This window comes from Amycolatopsis sp. La24, assembly GCF_029087445.1.
Lineage (GTDB): Bacteria > Actinomycetota > Actinomycetes > Mycobacteriales > Pseudonocardiaceae > Amycolatopsis > Amycolatopsis nivea.
In genome coordinates this window covers 87,973-110,716 of the sequence record NZ_JARACH010000010.1, presented here as the reverse complement: position 1 = coordinate 110,716, position 22,744 = coordinate 87,973, and the positions used below count along the sequence as shown (strand labels likewise).

The following is a 22,744-nucleotide window of genomic DNA, read 5'->3' as shown; positions in this document are numbered from 1 at the left end:
ACCCCGTGTAAGGAGAAGGAGAGCCATGACTGAGACAACCCAGACCACGCAGACCTTGACCGAGGACCGGGTCGTCGAGGGCATCACCGGCGCGCTGGGCGCGGTGCTCGAACGCGACGTCGCCGACCTGTCCGAGGACACCCGGCTGTCCGACGCCGGCCTCGACTCGACCGGCGTGCTGGAGCTCCTGATGCAGCTCGAGGACACGTTCGGCATCGAGTTCGACACCGAGAACCTGGAGATGCAGCACTTCGAATCGGTGCGTTCGCTCGCCGCGTTCGTCATCGCGGAAATCCGTGCCTGACCAGGCGTCGTGGCAGGAGTGCCGGCGCGTCGCCCGGGAGCAGGGCGTCGCGCCCGCGCTCAAGCTGCTGCGGACGGGGCCCCGGAACACCGCGATCGCGGCCGTCCCGGCGGGAGAACTGCCCGCCGGGACGGAGATCCTGCGGGAAGCCGAGCTGCCCGGCGGCGCGGTCGCGTTCGCCCGGGGGCTGCCGGGCGCGCCCGCGGGGCCGGACCTGGTGTGGGTGCGGCTGGGGCTGTCCCAGGCCCTGCTCGACGAGTGCGTCCGGTACTTGGGCGAGCGGCGTTCGGGGGAAGAGTCGTTGCTGCGCAAGCAGATGATCCAGGACTGCCTCGCCACGGCGCTCAACGGCCAGCTCGCGGTCGAAGCGGATCTGCTGGCCGCGGACGGCACGCTGGCTCCCGCGCGGGTGCGGTATCTGCACCACTTGCTGTCCGATGTGGACCGGAAACTGCTCGGCTTGCTGGGGGCGAAGGGTTTCCTGGCCGGTGGACCGGGTGAGGTCGCCGACGTCTCGGAGCTGCTCGCGAGCGTCCACGAAATGGCCGAGGGGACGATGTGACGGGCACTGTGCTGACCGAACCCTTGCTGGCGTTGCGGGAGCTCGCCGCCGAGTGGGCGAGCGGCCTGCGTGCCGCCGGTGCGCTGCTCGACCGCGATCCCGAGGCCGTCGCCCAGTTCGCTGACCTGCCTGCGGTGCGGTGCATGGCGCAGCTGCTGGTTCCGGGGGAGTACGGCTCGGAGGGCATCAACGTCTCCGGGCACCGGTTCCACGGGATGACCGCGCTGGAACGGACGGTGCTGCTGGAGGAGTTCGCCCGGGGCGACGCGGGCGCGACGCTCGCCGCACCGGGCGCGTCCATGTCCGGCGTGCTGCTTGACGTGCTCGGCGACGACGAGCAGAAAGCCTGGTTCTACGGCAGGCTCGTCGACCGTCCAACGTGGACTTTCTTCGCGCTCACCGAACCGGACGTCGGTTCCGACGCGAACGCGCTGACCACGAGCCTGACTCCGGGACCGGACGGCGACTTCGTGCTGAACGGCCGGAAACGGTATGTCGGCAACGCTTCCCGCGCAGGCATGGGCGTCGTCTTCGCCCGCACCGCGCCTGGCCCGCTCGGCGTGCGGGCGGTCCTCGTGGACACCGCTTCCCCCGGCTTCCACGCCGAACCGCTGGGCATGCTCGGATTGCGCGGCGCACGATTCTGCGCCCTCGAGTTCGACAACGTGCGGATCCCCGCGAACCGGGTGCTGGGCCGCCATCTTTCCCCTGCCAGGCGCGGGATGTGGGCCGCCACGCTGACGTTCAACCGCCTCCGCCCCGGCGTCGCGGCGATCGCGATCGGCATCGCGCGAGCGGCGCACGAACACGTCCGGGCCGAAGGCGGCCTGCTCACCGGCGGCGCGGCGGCCGAATGGGACCAGCTGGGCTACCGGATCGAGAGCGTCCGGAACCTGGTGCACCTCGCGGCGATGGAGGTGGACGCGGGCGGCAGCCGCGGCGGGCACCTCGCCTCGTCCGCCAAAGCCGAAGCGAGCAGGCTCGCCGAGGACGCGACCAGGGCGGCCTGCCGGTTCTTCGGGCCGGGCGCGCGCTGGACGCATCCCTTGCTGGACAAGCTGATTCGCGACGCACGCGGCGTCGAATTCATGGAAGGCGCCGCGAACATCCAGAAACTCATCGTCTTCACCGGGCTGCTCGCCGGCAAAGTCGGCCAGGGCGAGTCGTTCCCGGCGCTGAACCGCGGAGGTTTGCCGTGCGGGTGATATCCGCCCCTCAGGAGTTCACCGTCCCGGATCTGTACGTCGACCTGCGCCGGTTCGTCGGCCGCGACCTGTTCGTCAAGTGCGAGGGGTTCAACTTCGCCGGGTCGATCAAGCTCAAGGCCGCGCTGGAGATCGTCGAGCGCGCCGAACGCGACGGCAGGCTGCGTCCCGGGCAGACGATCGTCGAGAGCTCGTCCGGGAACATCGGCGTCGCGCTCGCGATGGTCGCGGCCAGCCGCGGCTACCGGTTCATCTGCGTCACCGACGACCACTGCACGCTGTCCGCGCGGCAGCTGATGCAGAACTACGGCGCCGAGGTCCGCGTGCTGACCGAACCGCATCCGGTCGACGGGCTGGTCGGCGCGCGGCAGCGGCTGGTGGAGAGCCTCTGCGCGGAGCACGAGGACTACGTCTGGCTCGACCAGCACACCAACCCGGGCAACTGGACCGCGCACTACCGGACCACCGGACCGGAGATCCTGCGCATGTTCCCCGGCCTCGACGTGTTGTTCGTCGGCACCGGCACGGCCGGGACGCTGATGGGCTGCGCCCGGTACCTGCGCGAGGCGCGCCGGTCGATCCGGGTGGTCGCGGTGGACAGCGTCGGCTCGGTGAGCTTCGGCGGCCCGCCCGGGCCGCGGCAGATTCCCGGGCTCGGCTCCGCGATCCGGCCGGCGCTGCTCGACGAGTCCTTGGTGGACGACGTGGTGCACGTCGAGGAAACCGAAACCGTGGAGATGTGCCGGACGCTGGTGGGGCACGGGTTCCTGTTCGGCGGCTCGACCGGCACCGTCGTCGCCGGAGCGCTGTCCTGGCTCGCCCGCGAGGACCGCGACCTGACCGCCGTGGCCATTTCCCCGGATCTGGGCGACCACTACCTGGACACGGTCTACCGGGACCACTGGGCCGCCGACGCGCTCGGCCGCGTGCCCGGGCAGACCACCGACCGACTTTCCGAGGTGCCGCGATGACCGCTGTCGAGACCAGCCTGCCCCTGTCCACGGCCCAGACCGACGTCTGGTTCGACGAGCAGCTGTCCGGAGGCGGTCTCGCCTACGCGATGGCCGACTACCTGGACATCTCCGGCGACCTGGACGTGCCGGTGTTCGTCGAGGCGTTCCGCCTGCTCACCGACGAGGCCGAATGCTTCCGCGCGCGCTTCTTCGAGGTCGACGGCGAACCGCGCCAGGTGGTCGAGCCGCTGACCGAGTTGCCGGTCAGCTTCCTGGACCTGTCCGGCGAACCGGACCCCGAGGCGGCCGCGCTCGCGTGGATGCACGAGGACCTGGCCCGGCCGTTCTCGGTCAGCGATTTCCCGCTGTTCCGCGCCGCGCTGCTCACGCTCGGCCCGCGCCGGCGGTTCTGGTATCTCACCACCCACCACCTGGTGGGCGACGGGTTCAGCGCCGCGATCTGCCACCGCCGGATGGGCGAGCTGTACACGGCGGTGCTGACCGGCAAGGAGCCCGAGGGCCGTCCGCTGCCGCCGTTCCGGGACCTGCTGGAATCCGAACTCGCCTACCAGAACTCGACGCACCTCGGCCGTGACCGCGAGTTCTGGAGCAGCCACTTCAGCACGGTCCCGGACCTGATCAGCCTGTCCGGCAAGGAACCCGCGCCGGCTCGCGGATTCCTTCGCCGCACCCTCGCCCTGCCCGCCGACGCGGCCGCCGCGGCGCGCAAGGCGGTGGCACAGGCCGGGGTGACCCTGCCGACCTTCCTGCTCGCCGCGATGGCCGCCTACACCGAGCGTCTTTCCGGGATCCAGGACCTGATGCTGACCGTCCCGGTCGCTGCCCGCGCGGGGGTCCGGACGCGGACGATCCCGGGGATGATGGCGAACTACCTGCCGTTGAAAATGCAGGTCACGCCGGCGATGACGCCGCAACTGCTGCTGAAGCAAGCCTCGCGGGAGCTCGCCCGCACGCTGAAGCATCAGCGGTATCACGTCAACCAGATCCGCCGCGACATCGGCGTGCGCAGCGACGAGCGGCGGCCGTTCGGCGGGCCTTTCGTCAACGTGCTGCCCGCGGACCCCGGCCTGCGGCTGGGCGACTGCGTGACCCGCGTGCGGAATCTGTCGACCGGGATCACGAACGATCTGTCGATCACCGTCCTCGACGAACCCGGCGGCGGGATCGAACTGCACCTCAACGGAAACCCGGACCTTTACGACGAGTCCGGAGTGGACACTCACCTGCACCGGTTCGCCGGATTCCTCGACCGCTTCGCGCGCGCCGATCCGGACGCGCCGCTCGCCCGCATCGATGTCGCCGACGCGCGGGAGCGCGAGGAACTGCTCGCCGCCGGGCTGGGCGCTAGCGGCCCGGTGGGCGCGGGCGTGGTGGAGCGGGTGCGCGCGCAGGCTCCGGACGCGGTGGCGGTGGTCGATGCTGCCGGTGCGGTGAGTTACGCGGATTTGGTCGGGATGGCCTCGGCGTTGTCGCGGCGGTTGCCAGCCGGACGCGTGGTCGGCGTGCTCGCTGGGCCGGGGAGTGGCTTCATCTCGGCGGTTCTTGGCGTGCTCAGTGCCGGTGGTGCTTACGTGCCGCTGGATCCGACGCTTCCGTTGGCGCGGTTGCGCGATCTGGTGGCGGACAGCGGCGCGGCCTGCGTGCTCGCGGCCCCGGAGTTCCGGGACGTGGCTGCGGAGCTGCCGGTGGACGTCGTGGAGCTGGACGGCACGGTCGATCCCGAGTTGGCGCCGGTGGTCGGCGCGGACGACGACGTCGCGTACGTGATCTTCACGTCGGGTTCGACCGGTCGTCCGAAGGGCGCGATGGTTTCGCGGCTCGGGATGATGAACCACCTGCTGGCGAAGGTCGAAGACCTCGGGCTGGGTGCGTCGGACGTGGTCGTGCAGAACGCGCCGCTGACGTTCGACGTGTCGGTGTGGCAGATGCTCGCGCCGCTGGTGGTCGGCGGTCAGGTGCGCGTGGTGGACCGGCAGATCGCGGCGGATCCGGAGACGTTGTTCGGTTTGGGCATGTCGGTGCTGGAAGTCGTGCCGTCGTTGCTGCGGGCGGCGTTGGACTTCTGGGACGCCGGTGGTCCGCCGGAGCTGGCCGGTTTGCGGTGGCTGGTGGTGACGGGCGAGGCGTTGCCGCCGGACCTGTGCGTGCGGTGGTTCGGGTACTTCCCGGAGATTCCGCTGGTGAACGCATACGGTCCGACCGAGTGCTCGGACGACGTGACGCACGCGGTTCTGTCCAGTGTGGACGATGTACGCGGGCTGCGGACGCCGATCGGTCTTCCAGTGCGGAACACCCGGCTGTACGTGCTGAGCGACGAGCTGCGTCCGGTTCCGGCCGGTGCGGCTGGCGAACTGTACGTCGGCGGTTTGGTGGTCGGCCGCGGTTACGTGGGCGATCCGGGCAAGACAGGTTCGGTGTTCGTCGCCGATCCGTTTGGCGAGCCGGGCACGCGGATGTACCGGACTGGCGACCGCGTAGTGCGCCGCGCCGACGGAGCACTGGAGTTCATCGAGCGCCGGGACTTCCAGGTCAAGATCCGCGGTCACCGCATCGAACTCGGCGAGATCGAAGCGACCCTGCGCGAGCTGCCCGAGATCGCGGACGCGGTCGTAGTGGTGCGCGACGACGCCGGGACCAAACGGCTCGCCGCGTACCTGGTCGGCACGGAGCCGGTCGACGTGCCGTCCGTGCGCAGCGAACTGCAGCAGCGGCTGCCGGACTACCTGGTGCCGCCCGCGATGGTCGTGCTCGACGCGATGCCGCTGACTGTCCACGGCAAGGTCGACCGGGACGCGCTGCCCGAGCCGGATTTCGCCGCCGAAGCGGTCGGCCGGGCCCCGCGCAACGCCGTCGAGGCCATCCTGTGCGACGTGCTGGCCGAGGTGCTGACGGTGCCGAAGGTCTACATCGACGACAACTTCTTCGCGCTCGGCGGCGACAGCGTCAGCTCGATCCAGGTGGTCAGCCGCGCGCGCAAGGCCGGGCTGGTCATCACCCCGCGCGACCTGCTGGAAGCCCGGACACCGGCGGCGATCGCGGAAAACGCGGTCCCGATCGGGGACGACGTCGCTCCGGAACCCGCCGCCGCACTGGTCGAACTCGAACCGGGAGAACTTGACGAGCTGCGGGCCGGGCCGGTCGAGGAAGTGCTTCCGCTCGCGCCGTTGCAGCAGGGCATGCTCTTCCACACCGAACTCGATGCCGAGGGCGTCGATTTCTATGCCGTGCAGGCAATCGCGGACCTCGAAGGCCCCCTGGACACCGCCGCCGTCCGAGACGCCTGCGCCACGCTGCTGACCCGCCACACCGCCCTGCGCGGATATTTCCGGCGACGCCGCAACGGGGAACCGGTGCAGCTGGTCGCCGAATTGGTCGAGCTGCCGTGGACCGAAATCGACCTGACCGTGCTGCCGGAGCAGGATCGCGAGGCGGAACTGCAGCGACTCGTCGACCAGGACCGATTGCAGCGCTTCGATCTGGCGCACCCGCCGCTGGTCCGCTTCACGCTGATCCGGGTCGCCGCCGAGCGCTACCGGTTCCTGTGGAGCGCACACCACATCGCCACCGACGGCTGGTCGGTCCCCATCCTCATCGACGAACTGGCTCAGCTCTACGCGGGCGGCGCGACGACCGCGCTGCCCGAGGTGCCGCAGATGCGCGACTACCTCGCCTGGCTGTCCCGCCAGGACGAGGAGGCCGGGCGGAAAGCCTGGCAGGACCTGCTCGACGGCCTGCCCGGACCGACCCGCGTCGCACCAGACCTGCCCGCCGCCGCGAACCTGCCCGCGACTGTCGAGTTAGCACTGTCCGAAAGCGACACTGCACACCTTTACGCCTGGGCACGGGAGCATGAGCTGACCGTCAGCACGATCGTGCAAGCCTGCTGGGCGATTCTGGTCGGCCGCTTGGCCGGGCAGCAGGACGTGGTCTTCGGCGCGGTGGCCTCCGGACGTCCCGCGGAACTGCCGGGCGTCGAAACGATGGTCGGCATGTTCGTGAACACCGTGCCGGTCCGGGCCCGTCTCGACCCGGCCCGCCCGGTCCGCGACCTGCTCGCCGAACTGGGCCGGCAACAAGCCGCCATGGTGTCCTACCAGCACATCGGGCAAGCGCAGTTGAGCGGAGCCATCCCGGACAGCGGCGAACTCTTCGACACCGCAGTGGTGTTCGAGAACGTCCCCGCCGGCGACGGCGGCCCGCTGGTGATGCTCGGCGAGGACGTCCGCGTAGTCGACGCGGTCACGCTCGACTCCCGGCACTACCCGCTCAGCCTCGTCGTGGAACCGCACGCCTCGCTCGTCTTCCGCTTCGACTACCTCCGCGAGGCCTTCGGCGACGACCGCGTCCGCGATTTGGCGCAGCAGTTCCGGGCGCTGCTCGACACGGTGCTCGGCGATCCCGACCGCCTGCTCGGCCGGATCGACGTGGTGGCCGAACCGGCGCAGACCTTCCTGCTCGGCGCGACCGGCCCGGTCGGTGCGGGCGTGGTCGAACGGGTGCGTGCGCAGAAGCCAGACGCGGTCGCGGTGGTCGACGACTCCGGTTCGGTGACCTACGCGGACCTGGTCGGCCTGGCGTCGGCTCTTTCTCGCCGGGTGCCGCCGGGACGGGTAGCGGGCGTGCTCGCCGGTCCCGGGATCGGCTTCATCTCGGCGGTTCTCGGCGTCCTGGGCGCGGGCGGTGCTTACGTGCCGCTGGATCCGACCGTGCCGCTCGCCCGGCTGCAAGGCCTGGTGGAGGACAGCGGCGCGGCGTGCGTGATCGCAGCCCCGGAATTCCGGGAGCTCGCAGCGAACCTGCCGGTGGAGGTCATCGAGCTGGACGGCGTCATCGACACCGAGCCGACCCCGGTCGTCGGTGCGGACGACGACGTCGCGTACCTAATCTTCACCTCCGGCTCCACCGGCCGCCCCAAGGGCGCGATGGTGTCTCGCCGCGGAATGGTCAACCACCTGCTGGCCAAGGTCGAAGACCTGGCGTTGAAGCCCTCGGACGTGCTGGTGCAGAACGCGCCGCTGACGTTCGACGTCTCGGTGTGGCAGATGCTCGCCCCGCTGATGGTCGGCGCTCAAGTCCGAGCCGTCAGCCGCGAGACCGCGGCGGATCCGGACGCATTGTTCGGCTTGGGCATGTCGGTGCTGGAAGTCGTGCCGTCGCTGTTGCGAGCCGCGTTGGACTTCTGGGACGCGGGCAGCCCGCCGGACCTGACCGGTCTGCGGTGGCTGGTCGTGACCGGTGAAGCGTTGCCGCCGGATCTGTGCGTGCGGTGGTTCGGGTACTTCCCGAATATCCCGATGGTGAACGCCTACGGCCCGACCGAGTGCTCGGACGACGTCACGCACGCAGTTCTGTCCAGTGTGGACGATGCGCAGGGCCTGCGGGTGCCGATCGGTCTTCCGGTGCGGAACACCCGGCTGTACGTGCTGGGCGACGAGCTGCGTCCGGTCCCGCCCGGCGCCGCAGGCGAGCTGTACGTCGGCGGCCTGGTCGTCGGCCGCGGTTACGTGGGCGATCCGGTCAAGACGGGCTCCGTGTTCGTCGCCGACCCCTTCGGCGAACCCGGCACCCGGATGTACCGGACCGGCGACCGCGTGGTCTGCCGGGCCGATGGCGCGCTGGAGTTCGTGGAACGCCGCGACTTCCAGGTCAAGATCCGCGGACACCGCATCGAACTGGGCGAGATCGAAGCCGGTCTGCTGGCGCAAGAATCCGTCACCGACGCGGTAGTCGTCGTGCAGGGCTCCGACGCGGCCAACCGGCACCTGGTCGGCTACGTCGCGGGAACCGCCCGTCCCGAGGACCTGCAAGCTCAGCTGGCTGAGCTGCTGCCCGCGTACATGGTGCCCAGCGCGATCGTCGTACTCGACCGGCTCCCGCTCACCGCGCACGGCAAGGTCGACCGCAAAGCGCTGCCCGCCCCGGAAAACCTCACCGGCCAAGAGAAACGCGGCCCGCGCACCCCGGTCGAGGAGCAGCTGACCCGGCTGTACGCCGAGGTGCTCGGGTTGCCCGAGGCCGGTATCGATGACGACTTCTTCGAACTCGGCGGCCATTCCCTCCTCGCCACCGCGCTGGTCAGCCGGATCCGGTCGGAACTGAACGTGGAACTGCCGCTGCGTGACCTGTTCGAAGCACGTACCGTCGCCGCGCTGGCCGGACGGCTCGCGTCGGCAGGCCAGGCACGCGCGGCATTCCGCAAGCTGGACCGCCCCGATCCGCTGCCGTTGTCGTACGCACAACAGCGCATGTGGTTCCTGAACCGGCTCGAAGGCGACCACGGCGGATACACCATCCCCCTCGCTGTCCGGCTTTCCGGCGAGCTGGACCGCTCGGCGCTCGCCGCAGCCGTCGACGATCTCACCGCCCGCCACGAAATCCTGCGCACCGTCTTCCCCGACACCGACGGCGTCCCGTTCCAGCGCGTCCTCGACGCGGGGGAGTCGCTGCGCACCGCACCGATGCCTGAGGACCTCGCCGCCGCGTTGGCCGAGGAGGTTGCCCGCGGCTTCGACCTGGCCGTCGACCTTCCGTTGCGCAGCAAACTGTTCGGTCCCGGCCAGAACGGCGACCACGTCCTCCTGCTGGTGCTGCACCACATCGCCGGAGACGCCTGGTCCGTCGACGTGCTCGCCCGCGACCTCGCGACCGCTTACGAAGCACGGCTGTCCGGCTCCAGTCCACAGTGGACCGAACTGCCCGCCCAGTACGCGGACTACTCGGTCTGGCAGCACTCCCTGCTGGACGACACCAAGGATGGCGAATCCGCCCGCCTGCTGAAACACTGGCGGGAAGCACTCGCTGGAATCCCGGGCGAACTGGCGTTGCCGGTCGACCTGCCGCGCCGCGCCTCCGCCGGCTACCACGGCGGAACCATCGAGTTCGAGCTCTCCTCGGCCGTGCACCGCAACCTCGCGCGGCTCGCGCACGATCAAGGGGCGAGCCTGTTCATGGTCGTCCAGGCCGCATTGGCCACGCTGCTCACCCGTCTGGGCGCGGGAACCGACATCCCGCTCGGCAGCCTGGTCGCCGGACGTCCGGACGAAGCCGTGCACGACCTCGTCGGCTTCTTCGTCAACACACTCGTCCTGCGTACCGACACCAGCGGCGACCCGTGCTTCACCGAGTTGGTCGCGCGAGTCCGCGACGCCGACCTCGCCGCCTACGCCCACCAGGATCTGCCATTCGAACGGTTGCTGGAGGCGACGCAACCGGCAAGGTCGATGTCGCGACAGCCGTTGTTCGGAGTGCTGCTGTCCTTCTACGACGTACCGCCGTCCGAAGTCAGCCTCGGCAGCCTGACCGCGCGACCGGAAATGCTCGCCCCGACGCACAAGAAGTTCAAGTTCGACCTGACCTTCCAGCTGGGCCAGCACAAGGGCGAGCGCGGTCTGGAGGGCACGCTCGAATACAACGCCGACGCGTTCACCGCGGAAACCGCACAGCTGCTCGTCGACCGGCTGACGCTTCTCCTGACGGCCGCCGCCGAAGACCCCGGGCAGCCGCTGAGCCGGATCGACCTGCGCACTCCAGCCGAGCGAGTCACCCCAGCGGCACCGGCTCTCAAGGTGCCCGACGACTTGCTGGTGCCGGGAGACATCGGTCTGCGCGAGCAAGCCAACCGGCTGGCCCGGGCTTTGCAGGCGCAGGGCGCGGGTCCGGGGGAGACGGTGACCGTTGACCTGCCGCCAGGCCGCGACCGCTGGGCAGCGATCTTCGGTGTCCTCGCCATCGGCGCGGCCTGGACACCGAGCGGGCCGTCTCGTTACACGGTCCCTGCGGACGTGTCCGGATTCGCCGACACCGACCTGGAGGTATCGCTGTCCGGAGCGGAGCTGGCGTATCGCGGAGACGCGGTCTTCAGCCGAGATGCGCTGGCCGCGACCGTCGCCGCTCTGTTGAAGGAATTGCCGCTCACCGCCGGCGACCGTCTCCTGGCACCGGACACCGAGTTCGCGCTGCCGGTCGTGCTCGCCGCGTTGCACGTCGGCGCGGTGGTGACCGTCGCTCCCGCCGCGGAGATCGCGGAACTCGCCTCGTCGGTGGACCCGAGCGTCGTGGTCCTGACCCCGAGCATCGCGAAAATGCTGGCACTGCGACCGGGTACCCGGGTGGTGAACTTCGGCGAGAGCTTCCTCGACGGAGCACTCAACTGCGAAGGCACTGCGGCCTCCGGCTGGCTGTCTCTAGTCAACGGACGCCCGTTCGCGCACCGTCAAGCCAACGTCCTCGACCAGAGCAAGCGGCCAGTGCCTCGCGGTGGCCGAGGAGAGCTGTACTTGGCTGACGCACCCACCGGTCTCCCCGCCCGCATCCGCTTGGACGGAACCGTCGAAGTGATTCGCGAGGCCCAGGTCCGCGGCTTCGCGGTCCCGCTCGGGCAGATCGAAGCGGCCCTGCATGGCCAGCCCTCGGTCGCCGCAGCCGTCGTCATCGCCGAGAACGACGCGCTGATCGCCTACGTCGTCCCGCAGTGGGAACGCGGCGTCGACCCGCTAGCCCTGCGGGAAGCGCTGGCCGCCGAACTCCCCGACTACCTGATCCCGACCGCCTTCGCGGAACTGGACACCCTCCCAGTCGCGCCGGACGGCTCGCTGGACCGCTCCGCCTTGCCCGCTCCCGCCGCGCAAACCAGTCAGGACACCAGCGAAACCGTCGAACTGCTGCGCACCGCTTTCGCGGAAACCCTCGGTATCGCGGACGTCGACATCCAGACCGGGTTCTTCGAGTTGGGCGGCAACAGCCTGCAATCCGTCCGCCTGGTCGCACTGGCCCGACGAGCCGGACTCCGGTTGACGGTCGCCGACGTCCTGACCCACGGCAGCATCGAACGCCTGGCCGCGCTCGCCGAACGAGCCGAACCGGATCTGGCGGACCTGCCGAACCCGTTCGCGCCGGTGCTGCCGATCCGGCCGACCGGGACGAAGCCGCCGCTGTTCTGCCTGCACGCCGGACTCGGCCTGAGCCTGCCGTACCTCGGGCTGGCCGCGCACCTGCCGGACCGGCCGATCTACGGCCTGCAATCGCCGGGAATCAGCGGCGCCGAACAGTTCCCGGACTCGGTCGAGCAGGTCGCCGAGGACTACCTGAAGCACATCCGCCGCCTCCAGCCGCACGGCCCGTACCACCTGCTCGGTTGGTCCTACGGCGGTCTGCTGGCCTTCGAGATCGCGGTACGCCTGGAAGCCGAAGGTGAAACGGTCGGCTCACTGTCCATCTTGGACAGTTACCCGCAGGACGGGACCGAAGCCGCACTGTCCCGGCACGAACTGCTCGTCGATTTCCTGGAGCACGTCGGCTTCCACGACACCGAAGCCGGTACCGAGCTGACCCCGGCCGACGTCATCGCTGTGCTGCGGCAGGGAGACAGCCGACTGGCCGACATCGGCGAGGACCGCATGACACGCGTCCTAGCCGTGATGGACAACAACGCGGCGCTAGCCCACCGGTACCGCCCGACGCGCTTCACCGGCGCAGTGGAACTGTTCGTCGCCGCCGACGGCCTGACCGACGCCGAGGTAGCCGAACGAGCGGGCCGCTGGGTGCCGCACGTGTCCGGTCCAGTACGGGCGCACCGGATCGAATGCGGGCACGAATACCTGATGGATCCCGGGCCGCAGGCGGAGATCGGCGCCGCGACGGCCGGAACGCTGGCGAGCAACGAGGAGTCGCAGTGACCACAATGACCACCCCGGCGAACACTCCGCGGGCAGCGGCGCTCGTCGAGACATTCGCACTGGCGGGTCGCCGGTTGACCCACCTGCGCAAGGTGCCGGGCAGGCTCCTCGCGATCACGCTGAATTCGCTGATCACCATGCTGGCCATCGGCTACGTCTTCAAAGGTGCGGTGAGCGTCGAAGGCGGCGGCAGCTATCCGGAGTTCCTGTTCCCGGCCGCGCTCATGCAGGTGGGCCTAGCCGGCGTCGCACCGACCGCGATCGCGGTGGCGATGGACCTCAAAGGCGGCCTGACCGACCGGTTCCGCTCGCTGCCGATCTCCCGTCCCGCCGTGCTGTTCGGCCACACCATCGGCGACGCGCTGGTCGGCTTCGTCGCGCTGGCGATCGTCGCCGGGATCGGACTGGCGGTCGGCGGCCGCGTGCACGCCGGCTTCCCCGCGCTGCTCGCCGGATTGGCCGTGCTCGCGCTCTTCCTCTACGTGATGATCTGGGTCGGCGTGCTGCTCGGGCTGACCATGGGCAATCCCGAATCCATCGACGGCGTCGGCGCGGTGCTGACGCTCGGGCTTTCCTTCCTCTCCAACGCGTTCATGGCCGTCAGCCAGCTGCCGTCGTGGGTCCGGCCGATCGCCGAGTGGAATCCGGTCAGCTCCGTCACCACGCTGTGCCGCCAGCTGTGGGGCGTGCCGGTGCCCGCGGACAGTTCGTTCCCCGCCCAGCATCCCGGCGTCGTCGTCGCGGTGACGCTGGTCGTCCTCTTCGCCGCGGCGACCCTGCTGAGCTTCCGCCGTTACCGCCTCGCCTAACCGATCCGGAGTACGCAATGACAAACCCGTTCGACGACCAGAACGGCGCTTTCCTCGTCCTGGTCAACGACGCCCGGCAGTACAGTCTCTGGCCCTCCTTCGCGGAAGTCCCGCCCGGCTGGCGGGTTTCGCTCGGGGAGAGCAGCCGCGAAGAAGCCCTCGCGCACATTTCGGGCCACTGGACCGATCTGTCGCCCGAGAACATCCGGGAAGCAGGCTGACATGACACCGCACGGAGAACTCGCGATCGAAGCCGAAGGGCTCCGCAAACGCTACGGCGACCACGAAGCGCTCGCCGGCGTCGACCTCGCCGTCCCGCCCGGCACGGTGCTGGGCTTGCTCGGTCCCAACGGCGCGGGCAAAACCACCACGGTCCGGATGCTCGCGACCCTGCTTCCGCCGGACGGCGGCCGCGCGCTGGTCGCCGGGCACGACATCGTGCGGGAACGCAAACAGGTCCAGCGGCACATCGCGCTCGCGGGCCAGTACGCGGCCGTGGACGAACTGTTGACCGGCCGGCAGAACCTGGTGCTGCTGGGCCGTCTTCTGCACCTCGGCCGCCGCGGAGCACGCGCCCGCGCGGGAGAACTGCTGGAGCGGTTCAACCTCGCCGAGGCGGCCGACCGCGCGGTCGGGACGTACTCCGGCGGGATGCGCCGCCGCCTGGACCTCGCGACCTGTCTCGTGGCGCGTCCGTCGGTGCTCTTCCTGGACGAACCGACCACGGGACTCGACCCGGCGAGCCGGATGGGCTTGTGGACGATGGTCCGCGAGCTGGTCAGCGAAGGCGTCACGGTCCTGCTCACCACGCAGTACCTCGAGGAAGCCGACTACCTCGCCGACCGGATCGTGGTCATCGACAAGGGCCGGAGCGTCGCGGAAGGAACCGCGGACGAGCTCAAGCGCAAGGTCGGCCGGGAACGGCTGGAAGTCGCTGTCGCCCACCCAGAAGGTCTCGCGGACGCGGTCGCGGCGCTGACACCGGTCGCGGTGGGCGTCCCGGTCGTGGACGAACGCCGGTGCAGCATCTCGCTAGAACTGCTTGACGAGAGCGGCGGGATCGCGGCGGCGGCGAACGCGTTGCACGAACGCGGCGTCGCGCTGGCGGACTTCGCGCTCCGCAGACCGACTCTCGACGAAGCTTTCCTCGACCTCACCGGACACCCGACCACGGGGTGATTCCCCGGTTCACTTTCGCGCAGCCCCCGGCCCGGTCCGCCGCCACCAGCGGACCGGGCCGGCTAGCGAGAGCAGCAAGGGCAGCAGTACCAGCCGGATCACCAGCACGTCGATCGCCAGCGCCGCCGCGGCCGCCCAGCCGAACTCGCTCAGCTCGCCGCTGCCGGCGATCCCGAGCGCGCTGAAGACCCCGATCGACACCACGCTGGCGCTGGAGATCGCCACGGTGCCGCGGCGCAGCCCCTCCGCGAGCACGTGCTGCGGCGACATCCCGGTCAGCGCCTCGACGCGGAAGTGGTGCAGCAGACAGACATGCATGTCGGTCGTGGGCGCGGCGAGCACCGCTACCAGCGCCACCGGCAGCCAGGTCGGGGTCGGCGGGTTCATGCAGGTGAGCATGGTCAGCGCGAAAAGCGCGGAGAGTACTGAAAGCACCGCGGTCGTCAGCGCGACCACGAACGGCCGGAAAGCCGTGATCACCGCCAACGACGTCAGCCCGATCAACAACGCCAACGGCAACGGCGGCAACGTCGGCGATTCGAGGTAGCGGTAGACGACGTAACCGAGCGCCGCGGCAGTGCAGGCCAGCGCGCCGATGAGTCCCGCTGCGGTGCGGTAACGCCAGCTCGCGGGCAGGCGGGCGACGAACCGGGGCAGCCAATGCCACTGGAACGACCTCTTCACCGGAAGCGCGATCCGGGTCAGCAGCACCGGAAGCAAGGTCAGCGCCGCGGCGGCTTCCACCAGGATGACCAGGACCACGGCTGCCGCCAACCGCATGACTTGCGGCTCGCCGGTCAGATACAGCCCGGTCATCGCGGAAAGCATCGCGAGCCCGGTGACGAGCGCGGTCCGTCCGGCGGTCGAGGCGACGATCTGCGCGGTGTCGGACGCGTCGTGTTTGCCGGGCGGCATCTCCTGCTGCCTGCGGACCGCGAACAGCAGATGGTTGGCGGCGCTCGTGATGCCGGGCAGGAGAACGAGGTTCCAGCTGCCGAACGAACCCGTTCCTTCGGCGACCACCGTCAGCACGCCGAGCGCGCCTGCCCCGACGGTCGCGAGATAGCCGAACGCGATCGCGGCCAGCCGCGGCGAACCCAGCACCAGCACCAGCAGCAGCGCGGTGAGCAGACAGCCGACCCCGAGGACGGAACCGGTGGGCGCCGCGGAGCTGCCTGCCGGGGCGGCGAGGTCTTCGCTCGCCGCCCCGACCAGGAACAGCAGCCACGCGCACAGCACCGGGCCGGGATGTCCGGCACACCAGCGCGCGAGACGGAGCAGAGGTAGCGTTCGCAATGCCGAACTCCTTGGGCCGCTTCAGGCCTCCCGCCGCGCAGGCGGCAAGCCGGACGGTCTAAGGATGGCTCCTCGTGATCGTGCGCACACTGGGCGTGGCACCTCGATTTCGAGTGGTACTAGCTCCCGAGCGCGGCGGGCGGGGCGAGCGCCGCGTCTCCGTAGAGGTCGGCCACCCACTGGTCGTGGTAGACCGTGTCCAGGTAGCGGTCGCCGAGATCGGGGGAGACCGCCACCGCGGTGAGGCTTTCGCCGTGCTCGTGCCGGTCGAGCCAGTGCAGCGCCCCGGCGACGACGGTGCCGGTCGAGCCGCCGAACAGGAACCCGGCCCGGACGAGCCTGCGGCACATCCGCACGGTGGCGAGTTCCGGCACGTGCACCACATCGTCCACATAGGACTCGTCGAGCAGCGCGGGCCGGACGCCGGTGCCGAGACCGGGGATCATCCGCGGGGCGGCCGGGGTTCCGAAGGTCACCGAACCCACGGTGTCGATGGCCACCACGCGCATTCCGGGACAGTGTTCGCGCAGGTAGCGCGCGCACCCCATCAGCGTGCCGGTCGTGCCCGCTCCGATGAACGCCACGTCGGCACCGGGGAACGAGTTCGCGATCTGCGGTCCGGTGGTGCGGTAGTGCGCCTGCCAGTTTCCCGCGTTCGCATACTGGTTGAGCCACACCCGGTCGTCGCCCTCGGCACACAGCCGCCGCACGTGCGCGATCCGCGCGCCGAGCAGCCCGTCTTTCGGATGCGGTTCGGTGATCACGTGCACCTCGGCGCCAAGCGTTTGCATCAGCTGCCGGGCGCCGAGGGTGCAGCGGGAATCGGTGACGCAGACGAACCGGTAACCCCGGCTGGTCGCGACGAGGCTCAGCGCCACCCCGAGGTTGCCCGACGAACTCTCCACGAGGGTCGCGCCGGGCCTCAGCGTGCCGTCCAGTTCGGCCGCGTCGATCATCTCTTTCGCTGCTTTGATCTTGATCGAACCAGCGAAGTTGAAGCCCTCGCACTTGAGGTAGAGCGATCGCCCTGTACACCCGCTCAGGTCGACGAACAGGTCGTCGACGTTGAACTCGTGCGGACTGGTGATGATCGGCATCAGCGCCGGCCGTAGCGGTCGAGTTCGAAGAAGAAGTCGCCGACCTCGTGCAGTTCGCCGCGGCGGCGCAGTTCGTCCAGGACGTGCTTGCCGACCGCGAGGTCCAGCACGCCGAGACCGAACGGCGAGAACACCAGCGGCCGGTCGGCGTCCAGGGCGAGTGCCCCGGTCATCACGTCGAACAGGGTGCCGTCGAGGAAGTCGCGGCCGCCGGTGGCCTGTTCGGCCAGGTGCACCGAGGTGTTGGCCTTGAGGCAGTGCTCGACGTCGTCGACCACGTTGGCCGAAGCCAGGACGACCTCGGTGGACAGGTCGCGCAGGGAAACGTTCAGCACGAGCGGGTTGTGGCCGAACCAGGCCGGATCGTGCACGTGCGGTTCCGCGGCCACGGTGGCGAACACGATCAGGTCGCTGCCGCGGATCAGCTCCTCGGCGCTCTCGCGCACCGAGATCCCGCTCGCGCCGGTGCCCTCCAAGTAGCCCCGGAAGCCGGCGGCGTGCTCGGCGGAGAGGTCGAACACCGCGGTCTCGTCGAAGTCCCAGCCGGTGCCGAGCAGGAACCGGTGCACGTAACGCGCGATGAGCCCGGTGCCGACGAACCCGAGCCGCCGCGGCCGTTCGCCCCGGCGGCTGAGCCAGTCGGCCGCCAGCGCCGCCGACGCCGCGGTCCGGCTCGCGCTGATGATCGAGCTTTCCATGCAGGCCAGCGGGTACCCGGTCGCTTGGTCGTTGAGGATCAGCACGGCCGAGGCGCGCGGCAGCCCGGTGCGGACGTTCTCCGGGAAGCTGGAGATCCACTTGACCCCGTCCACCGCGACCTCCCCGCCGACCGAGGCGGGCAGCGCGATGATGCGCGCGGACGGCCGGTCCGGGAACCGGAGGAAGTAGGAGGGCGGGTTGACGGTCGCCTGCTGCCCGTGCAGCCGGTAGGCCGCCTCGATCAGTTCGGCCAGCTGCTTCTCGGCGCCGTCGAGCACCTGGTGCACCTGTGCTCCGGACACGACGGCGAACTCCGGAACGGTAGCGGTTTCGGTCACAGAACTTCCTTATTCTTCGGCTGGGCGGAAACTGGGGCTGGTCCGGGCAGTCGCCGGGGTTCCCCGCGCGGACCTGCGGCCACGCCCCGGGTTCCCGGCATGGGGATCAGTCCTGCTGCAGGACGGCCAGCGCGCGTTCGACCCGCGCGTCGATCCGGTCGACCTCGGCGACCGAATCCCCGATGAGCACGCCGTAGAGGCGGCCGGCGAACGGCGCCCCGCCGGCGGTCTGCGCGCCGGCGTTGACGGTGGCGAAGTTGTTCACCAGCAGGCCGCTGCCCGCACCGTCGAAAAGCAGCTCGCCGAGCACGTCGCGGACCCGGTCGAAGCCGACGCTGGCGCCGAGCCGCAGCGAGTAGTGCCGGGCCATCGCGGTCTCGCCCGCGGTGACGAAGCGTTCCTGGATCGGCACCTGGTAGGTGGACATGTTGTTGCGGGCGTTGATTTCCAGCACCGGGAAGATGCCGCCGTCGGGTTCGACGATCGCGTCCACTCCCACGACGCCGTAGTAGCCGTCGGCGGCGAGCTGCCCGCCGAGCGCCTGCGCCGCGGACCGGATGGTCTCCAGCTGCGCCTCGTCCAGCCGCGGCGGGATCCGGTGTCCTTTGTGGACGCCGTTCTCGGTGATCAGCTCCTTGACGAAGTCGAAGTGCACCGACCCATCGCGGCTCACGGTGAACTGGTAGTTGAGGTCGGCGCGCTTGTCGACCCACTCCTCGATGACGAACGCGATCCGGTCCCGGCCGTTGCGGCGAGCGGTCGCGGAAATCATCCGGCGCAACCGGTCGAGCCGGCGTTCGTCGGAGACCACCGAGATTCCCTTGCCGGAAACCCCGAACGCCTCCTTGACGACGACCTTCCGTCCGGTGACGAGCACGGCCCCCGCCGCGGTGACGGCCTCGTCGAGCAGCTCGAGCGTGTCGCAGGCCCAGCCGTTCGGCTGCCGCAATCCGAGCTTCGTCGCGATCCGGCGGCTGTAGATCTTGCTGTTCACCGCCTTGCACCGAGCCGCGTCCGGAGCGGCCAGCGGCAACCCCGTCGCAGTGGACAGTTCTTCCTCCACCGCGGAGACACCGTGCGCGAGCAGATGCGCTTCGTCGGTGCGCAACGCGGAAAGCGCGGCGATCAGCCACGGATCGTGCAGCGCGTCCTGGCTGACCGTGCGCGCCGGATCCGGGTCCGCGATCACGTGGATCTGCGGCAGGTCGAGACCGAGGCCTTCCAGGTAGCTGTGGTAACCGGGGTCCGGCGCGTGCTTGAGCACCACGTGATCCCGCTTCCCGCCCAGCAGCAACGCGAACTCGTCCATGCTGTTGACGACCGCCATGCCGCCCGGGGCGGACACCCGGGGCAGCCCCTGCTCGTCGACCGCCCACTGCTCTTCGACCTCGAAGTTGCCGACGAACACCAGCGGGCGGTCGGCCGTGCCCAGAACCGCGGTCTTGAGCCGCGGGATGAAACCGTTGTCGGCGCTCATGACGTCCTTTCGCCAGCGCACGGATAGGACGCGGCACGCGCTGCCAGCGCTGCCGCGGGGAGAGAACAGCTAGACGACGAAGCCGCCGTCGACCTCGAAGACGCTGCCGGTGATGTAGGAAGCGCGGTCGGAAACCAGGAACGACACCAGGTCCGCGACTTCTTCGGGCGTGCCGAACCGGCGCAGCGGGACAGCCCGCAGCATCTTCTCGCGGGTCGCTTCGCTGAGTTTGCCGAGCATGTCGGTCTCGATCAGGCCCGGCGCGACGGAGTTGACCCGCACCCCGTACCGGCCGACTTCCTTGGCCAGCGCCTTGGTGAAGCCGAGCACGCCGCTCTTGGCCGCGGAGTAGTTGGTCTGCGTCGGGTTGCCGTGCACGCCGGACACCGAGGACAGCGTCACGACGCTCCCGGCGCGGCGTTTGATCATCCGGAACACGGCGGGACGGCACGCGTGGAAAACGCCGTCGAGGTTCGTGCGCAGGACACTCGACCAGTCCGGTTCGGACATCAGTGCGAGCGAACCGTCGCGGGTGATCCCGGCCGAGGTGACCAGCGCGTCCGGCGCGCCGAACTCGTCGGCCGTCCGCTCCACCCACGCCGTGACCGCCTCGCCGTCAGCGACGTCGACCTGGCTCGCTTCGACGCGCACGCCCAGGTCGAGGACTTCCTTGACGAGAACGTCGGCTGCGGTTTGGTTGCTGTGATAGCAGAACGCGACGTCGAACCCGTCCTGCGCCAGGCGGAGCACGACCGCCCGGCCGATCCCGCGGGAACCGCCGGTCACGAGTGCGGTTCTGCTCATCGCGCACCGCCGAGCTGCAGCAGCGCGCAGGCCACCGAACCGTCGTCATCGCAAGCGGTGACGACGATGTGGTCCTGTTCGCCGTGGTCTGCTCCGTCGGCGATGCTGAGCACCGACGCCAAGCCGAACAACGCGGTCGCCGCGGAGGTGTCGCCGATGAGATCCACCGGCGGCACCCGGTCGGTCACTTCGTCGCCGAACAACTGCCGCAGCGTCACGTCCTCGGGACGGTCCGCCCCAGCGGGGAAGCCGCTGCCGACTGCCGCCCACACGCGGTCCGCGTTGACACCAGACCGGTTCAACAGCGAGGTCACGGTGGCGTGCAAGGTTCCGGCGAGGTCACCGTCGAGGCAGATCCGCGAGTCGATGCCGGTCAGCGTCGCCAGCACGGTGCGCGGATCGGCCGAGTCCGCCGGTTCAAGCAGGAACATCGCACAGCCTTCGCCGAGCGTCGCCGCCCCGCCGCGCCGGTGGTGCTCGAGCCAGGACCGCGCGTCGGAATGCTCCTCGGCCGCACCGCACAACACCTGAGCCGCACGTTCGGTCATCAGCAGCCGGCGAGCGTAGTTCAGCGCCTGCAATCCGGTGGTGCGCCCGGCGGCGATCGTCGCGTTGGGTCCCTTGAGCCCGTGCCAGATCGCGGCCTGCCCGGCCGCGCAGTTCATCACGGTGCCGGGAACCGCGGCGGGTTCGACGTGGTCCGGCTGCTCGCCGGTGATCGACGCGCGGGTCAGGTCCATCATGCTCTGCGCACTGCCGGTCGTGGTGCCGAGCACGAAACCGATGTGCTCGCGATCGTCGTCCGGGGCCAGTTCCATGTCGGCGAGCAGCTGCTGCGCGGCCGCGACGGTCAACCCGCTGACCCGGTTCATGGCCCGGGTCTTCTTGCGCCCGAACATCTCGCGCACGTCGAAGCTGGGCACGACGGCCGCGGGATCACCCGGCCCGTCGGCTTCGAGGGCGGGCTCGCGCCGGGAGCGAACGCCGTCGGCGAACGCTTCCCGGCCGTAGCCGAAGGGGGAAATGGCGGTCCAGGCCGAGATGACCGGACGGCGCCGAGCCGGTGCGGTCACCGTACGGCCTCCTCTCGGGGTTGCCGCTCGTACCGGCCGAGCAGGACCACGGCGTTGTTGCCGCCGAAGGCCCAGCCGTTGTTCTGCACGATGTCGAGGTCGGCGTCGACGGATTCGTTGGGCACACAGTCCACCGGGCAGTCCGGGTCGGTGTCGCGGTGGTTGATGGTCGGCGGGATGAACTGCTCGGTGAGCGCGATCGAACAGCCGATCGCGGCCAGCGCGCTCGCCGCGCCCATCGAGTGCCCCAGCATCGATTTCATCGACACGGTGCGCGGCGGCTTCGGCCCGAACAGGTCGCGGATCGCCGCGGATTCGGTCATGTCGTTGGCTTTGGTCCCGGTCCCGTGCGCGGAGATCAGGTCGATCTCGGCGGGTTTGACCCCGGCGTCGGCCAGCGCGAGTTCCATGCAGCGGGCGATCCCGGCCTGATGCGGCGCCACCGGATGGTGCGCGTCGCAGGACATGCCGTACCCCAGCACTTCCGCGTAGATCCGCGCCCCGCGGGCGAGCGCGGAGTCGAGGCTCTCCAGCAGAAGAATGCCCGCGCCCTCGCCGGTGAGGATGCCCATCCGGTTGCGGTCGAACGGACGGCAGCAGTCCGGCGCGATGCTGCGCAACCGGTAGAACGAGGTGAACGTCTTGCGGCACAGCGCATCCGCGCCGCCACAGAGAGCGAACTCGGCGTCCCCGCACCGGATCGCGTCGAGCGAGTTGCCGATGGCGTAGTTCCCCGCCGAACACGCCGTCGCGATGGTCCCGGTCTCGACGTCGGTCAGTTCCAGTTCACGCGCGATCGACGTGGCCAGCCGACCCGCGGAAGTCCGGCGCACCAGCTTCGGGTCAAGCCCGGCCAGCCCGGCGGAGAGTTCCTGCGCCACCAGGCCGTCGAGTTCGTGCGCCTCGCCGTCGGTGCTGCCCACCGAGACGAGCGTGCGCGCGGCGCGCAGGGTTTCCAGCGGCAGCCCCGAATCCTCGACGGCGAGGCGGGCGGCCGCGGTGGAAAACCGGCTCGCCCGGCCGAGATCGGCGGGGTCGAGCGTGCGGATCCACCGGGCAGGCTCGAAGTCGGCGACCTCGCAGCCGTTGTCGTGGGCGAACCCGGTGGTGTCGAACACCGAGATCGGCCGGACGTTGCTGCGCCCGGCGCGCAGGGCGGAGGTGAACTCCCGGACCCCGATCCCGATGCTCGACACGACACCGCATCCGGTGATGACCACCCGGCGTCCGATACTGGTCGGCTGCGACATGTC

Annotated in this window: 15 protein-coding genes; 8 read left to right on the top strand and 7 right to left on the bottom strand. The window is 70.1% G+C overall.

Annotated elements, in window-relative coordinates; translation table 11 throughout:
• The first annotated feature begins 25 nt into the window (after positions 1–25).
• Genes PUT80_RS13395 through PUT80_RS13360 form a run of 8 tightly spaced genes read left to right on the top strand, consistent with a single transcriptional unit; the run spans position 26 to position 14,707 of the window.
• Positions 26–304, top strand: coding sequence for a phosphopantetheine-binding protein (locus PUT80_RS13395; protein WP_134663258.1), 279 nt, complete (start codon positions 26–28; stop codon positions 302–304).
• On the top strand, positions 297–866 hold the full coding sequence (locus PUT80_RS13390) for a DUF2786 domain-containing protein (RefSeq protein ID WP_275292131.1): 570 nt from the start codon (positions 297–299) through the stop codon (positions 864–866). Before PUT80_RS13395 ends, PUT80_RS13390 begins: the two co-directional genes overlap by 8 nt.
• Positions 863–2,071 carry an acyl-CoA dehydrogenase family protein gene (locus tag PUT80_RS13385; RefSeq protein WP_275292130.1) on the top strand — a complete coding sequence of 403 codons (1,209 nt, stop codon included), beginning with the start codon at positions 863–865 and terminating at the stop codon, positions 2,069–2,071. The genes PUT80_RS13390 and PUT80_RS13385 overlap by 4 nt, the downstream gene beginning before the upstream one ends.
• Positions 2,062–3,042, top strand: a complete 981-nt coding sequence (gene sbnA, locus PUT80_RS13380) for a 2,3-diaminopropionate biosynthesis protein SbnA (RefSeq protein WP_051728886.1) — start codon at positions 2,062–2,064, stop codon at positions 3,040–3,042. Before PUT80_RS13385 ends, sbnA (PUT80_RS13380) begins: the two co-directional genes overlap by 10 nt.
• Complete coding sequence (locus PUT80_RS13375) at positions 3,039–12,719, top strand: non-ribosomal peptide synthetase (RefSeq protein WP_275292129.1); 9,681 nt, start codon at positions 3,039–3,041, stop codon at positions 12,717–12,719. The genes sbnA (PUT80_RS13380) and PUT80_RS13375 overlap by 4 nt, the downstream gene beginning before the upstream one ends.
• 5 nt (positions 12,720–12,724) lie before the next feature.
• Positions 12,725–13,528, top strand: a complete 804-nt coding sequence (locus PUT80_RS13370; protein ID WP_043839323.1) for an ABC transporter permease — start codon at positions 12,725–12,727, stop codon at positions 13,526–13,528.
• Between the two features lie 17 nt (positions 13,529–13,545).
• Complete coding sequence (locus PUT80_RS13365; RefSeq protein ID WP_037812019.1) at positions 13,546–13,749, top strand: MbtH family protein; 204 nt, start codon at positions 13,546–13,548, stop codon at positions 13,747–13,749.
• Position 13,750: 1 nt separating this feature from the next.
• A complete protein-coding gene (locus PUT80_RS13360; protein ID WP_037812017.1) occupies positions 13,751–14,707 on the top strand; it encodes a daunorubicin resistance protein DrrA family ABC transporter ATP-binding protein in 957 nt (318 codons plus the stop codon).
• A 9-nt stretch (positions 14,708–14,716) separates the two neighbouring features.
• On the opposite strand, the gene PUT80_RS13355 is transcribed toward PUT80_RS13360, so the two are convergent.
• From PUT80_RS13355 to PUT80_RS13325, 7 genes are all read right to left on the bottom strand, one after another.
• The gene (locus PUT80_RS13355) at positions 14,717–16,003 is read right to left on the bottom strand and encodes an MMPL family transporter (protein ID WP_275292128.1); all 1,287 of its coding nucleotides are present in this window, start codon (positions 16,001–16,003) and stop codon (positions 14,717–14,719) included.
• 119 nt (positions 16,004–16,122) lie between these two features.
• Positions 16,123–17,100 (bottom strand): 2,3-diaminopropionate biosynthesis protein SbnA, encoded by a 978-nt coding sequence (gene sbnA, locus PUT80_RS13350; protein ID WP_275292127.1) that lies wholly within the window; start codon positions 17,098–17,100, stop codon positions 16,123–16,125.
• Positions 17,100–18,137: a 2,3-diaminopropionate biosynthesis protein SbnB gene (gene sbnB / locus PUT80_RS13345; protein WP_037812013.1), complete on the bottom strand. Its 1,038-nt coding sequence runs from the start codon at positions 18,135–18,137 to the stop codon at positions 17,100–17,102. Before sbnB ends, sbnA (PUT80_RS13350) begins: the two co-directional genes overlap by 1 nt.
• Before the next feature lie 106 nt (positions 18,138–18,243).
• Positions 18,244–19,614 carry an ATP-grasp domain-containing protein gene (locus tag PUT80_RS13340; protein ID WP_238608016.1) on the bottom strand — a complete coding sequence of 457 codons (1,371 nt, stop codon included), beginning with the start codon at positions 19,612–19,614 and terminating at the stop codon, positions 18,244–18,246.
• 69 nt (positions 19,615–19,683) lie between these two features.
• Positions 19,684–20,418, bottom strand: a complete 735-nt coding sequence (fabG, locus tag PUT80_RS13335) for a 3-oxoacyl-[acyl-carrier-protein] reductase (RefSeq protein WP_134663250.1) — start codon at positions 20,416–20,418, stop codon at positions 19,684–19,686.
• Positions 20,415–21,491: a beta-ketoacyl synthase N-terminal-like domain-containing protein gene (locus tag PUT80_RS13330; RefSeq protein ID WP_275292126.1), complete on the bottom strand. Its 1,077-nt coding sequence runs from the start codon at positions 21,489–21,491 to the stop codon at positions 20,415–20,417. The genes fabG and PUT80_RS13330 overlap by 4 nt, the downstream gene beginning before the upstream one ends.
• The gene (locus tag PUT80_RS13325) at positions 21,488–22,741 is read right to left on the bottom strand and encodes a beta-ketoacyl-[acyl-carrier-protein] synthase family protein (protein WP_037812008.1); all 1,254 of its coding nucleotides are present in this window, start codon (positions 22,739–22,741) and stop codon (positions 21,488–21,490) included. The genes PUT80_RS13330 and PUT80_RS13325 overlap by 4 nt, the downstream gene beginning before the upstream one ends.
• Positions 22,742–22,744 lie beyond the last annotated feature (3 nt).

Coding starts and splice junctions, on each gene's coding strand:
- PUT80_RS13340 (WP_238608016.1), bottom strand. CDS start 19,614: ATGAGCGCCGACAACGGTTTCATCCCGCGGCTCAAGACCGCGGTTCTG.
- PUT80_RS13375 (WP_275292129.1), top strand. CDS start 3,039: ATGACCGCTGTCGAGACCAGCCTGCCCCTGTCCACGGCCCAGACCGAC.
- fabG (WP_134663250.1), bottom strand. CDS start 20,418: ATGAGCAGAACCGCACTCGTGACCGGCGGTTCCCGCGGGATCGGCCGG.
- PUT80_RS13360 (WP_037812017.1), top strand. CDS start 13,751: ATGACACCGCACGGAGAACTCGCGATCGAAGCCGAAGGGCTCCGCAAA.
- PUT80_RS13365 (WP_037812019.1), top strand. CDS start 13,546: ATGACAAACCCGTTCGACGACCAGAACGGCGCTTTCCTCGTCCTGGTC.
- PUT80_RS13395 (WP_134663258.1), top strand. CDS start 26: ATGACTGAGACAACCCAGACCACGCAGACCTTGACCGAGGACCGGGTC.
- PUT80_RS13325 (WP_037812008.1), bottom strand. CDS start 22,741: ATGTCGCAGCCGACCAGTATCGGACGCCGGGTGGTCATCACCGGATGC.
- sbnA (WP_275292127.1), bottom strand. CDS start 17,100: ATGCCGATCATCACCAGTCCGCACGAGTTCAACGTCGACGACCTGTTC.
- PUT80_RS13370 (WP_043839323.1), top strand. CDS start 12,725: ATGACCACCCCGGCGAACACTCCGCGGGCAGCGGCGCTCGTCGAGACA.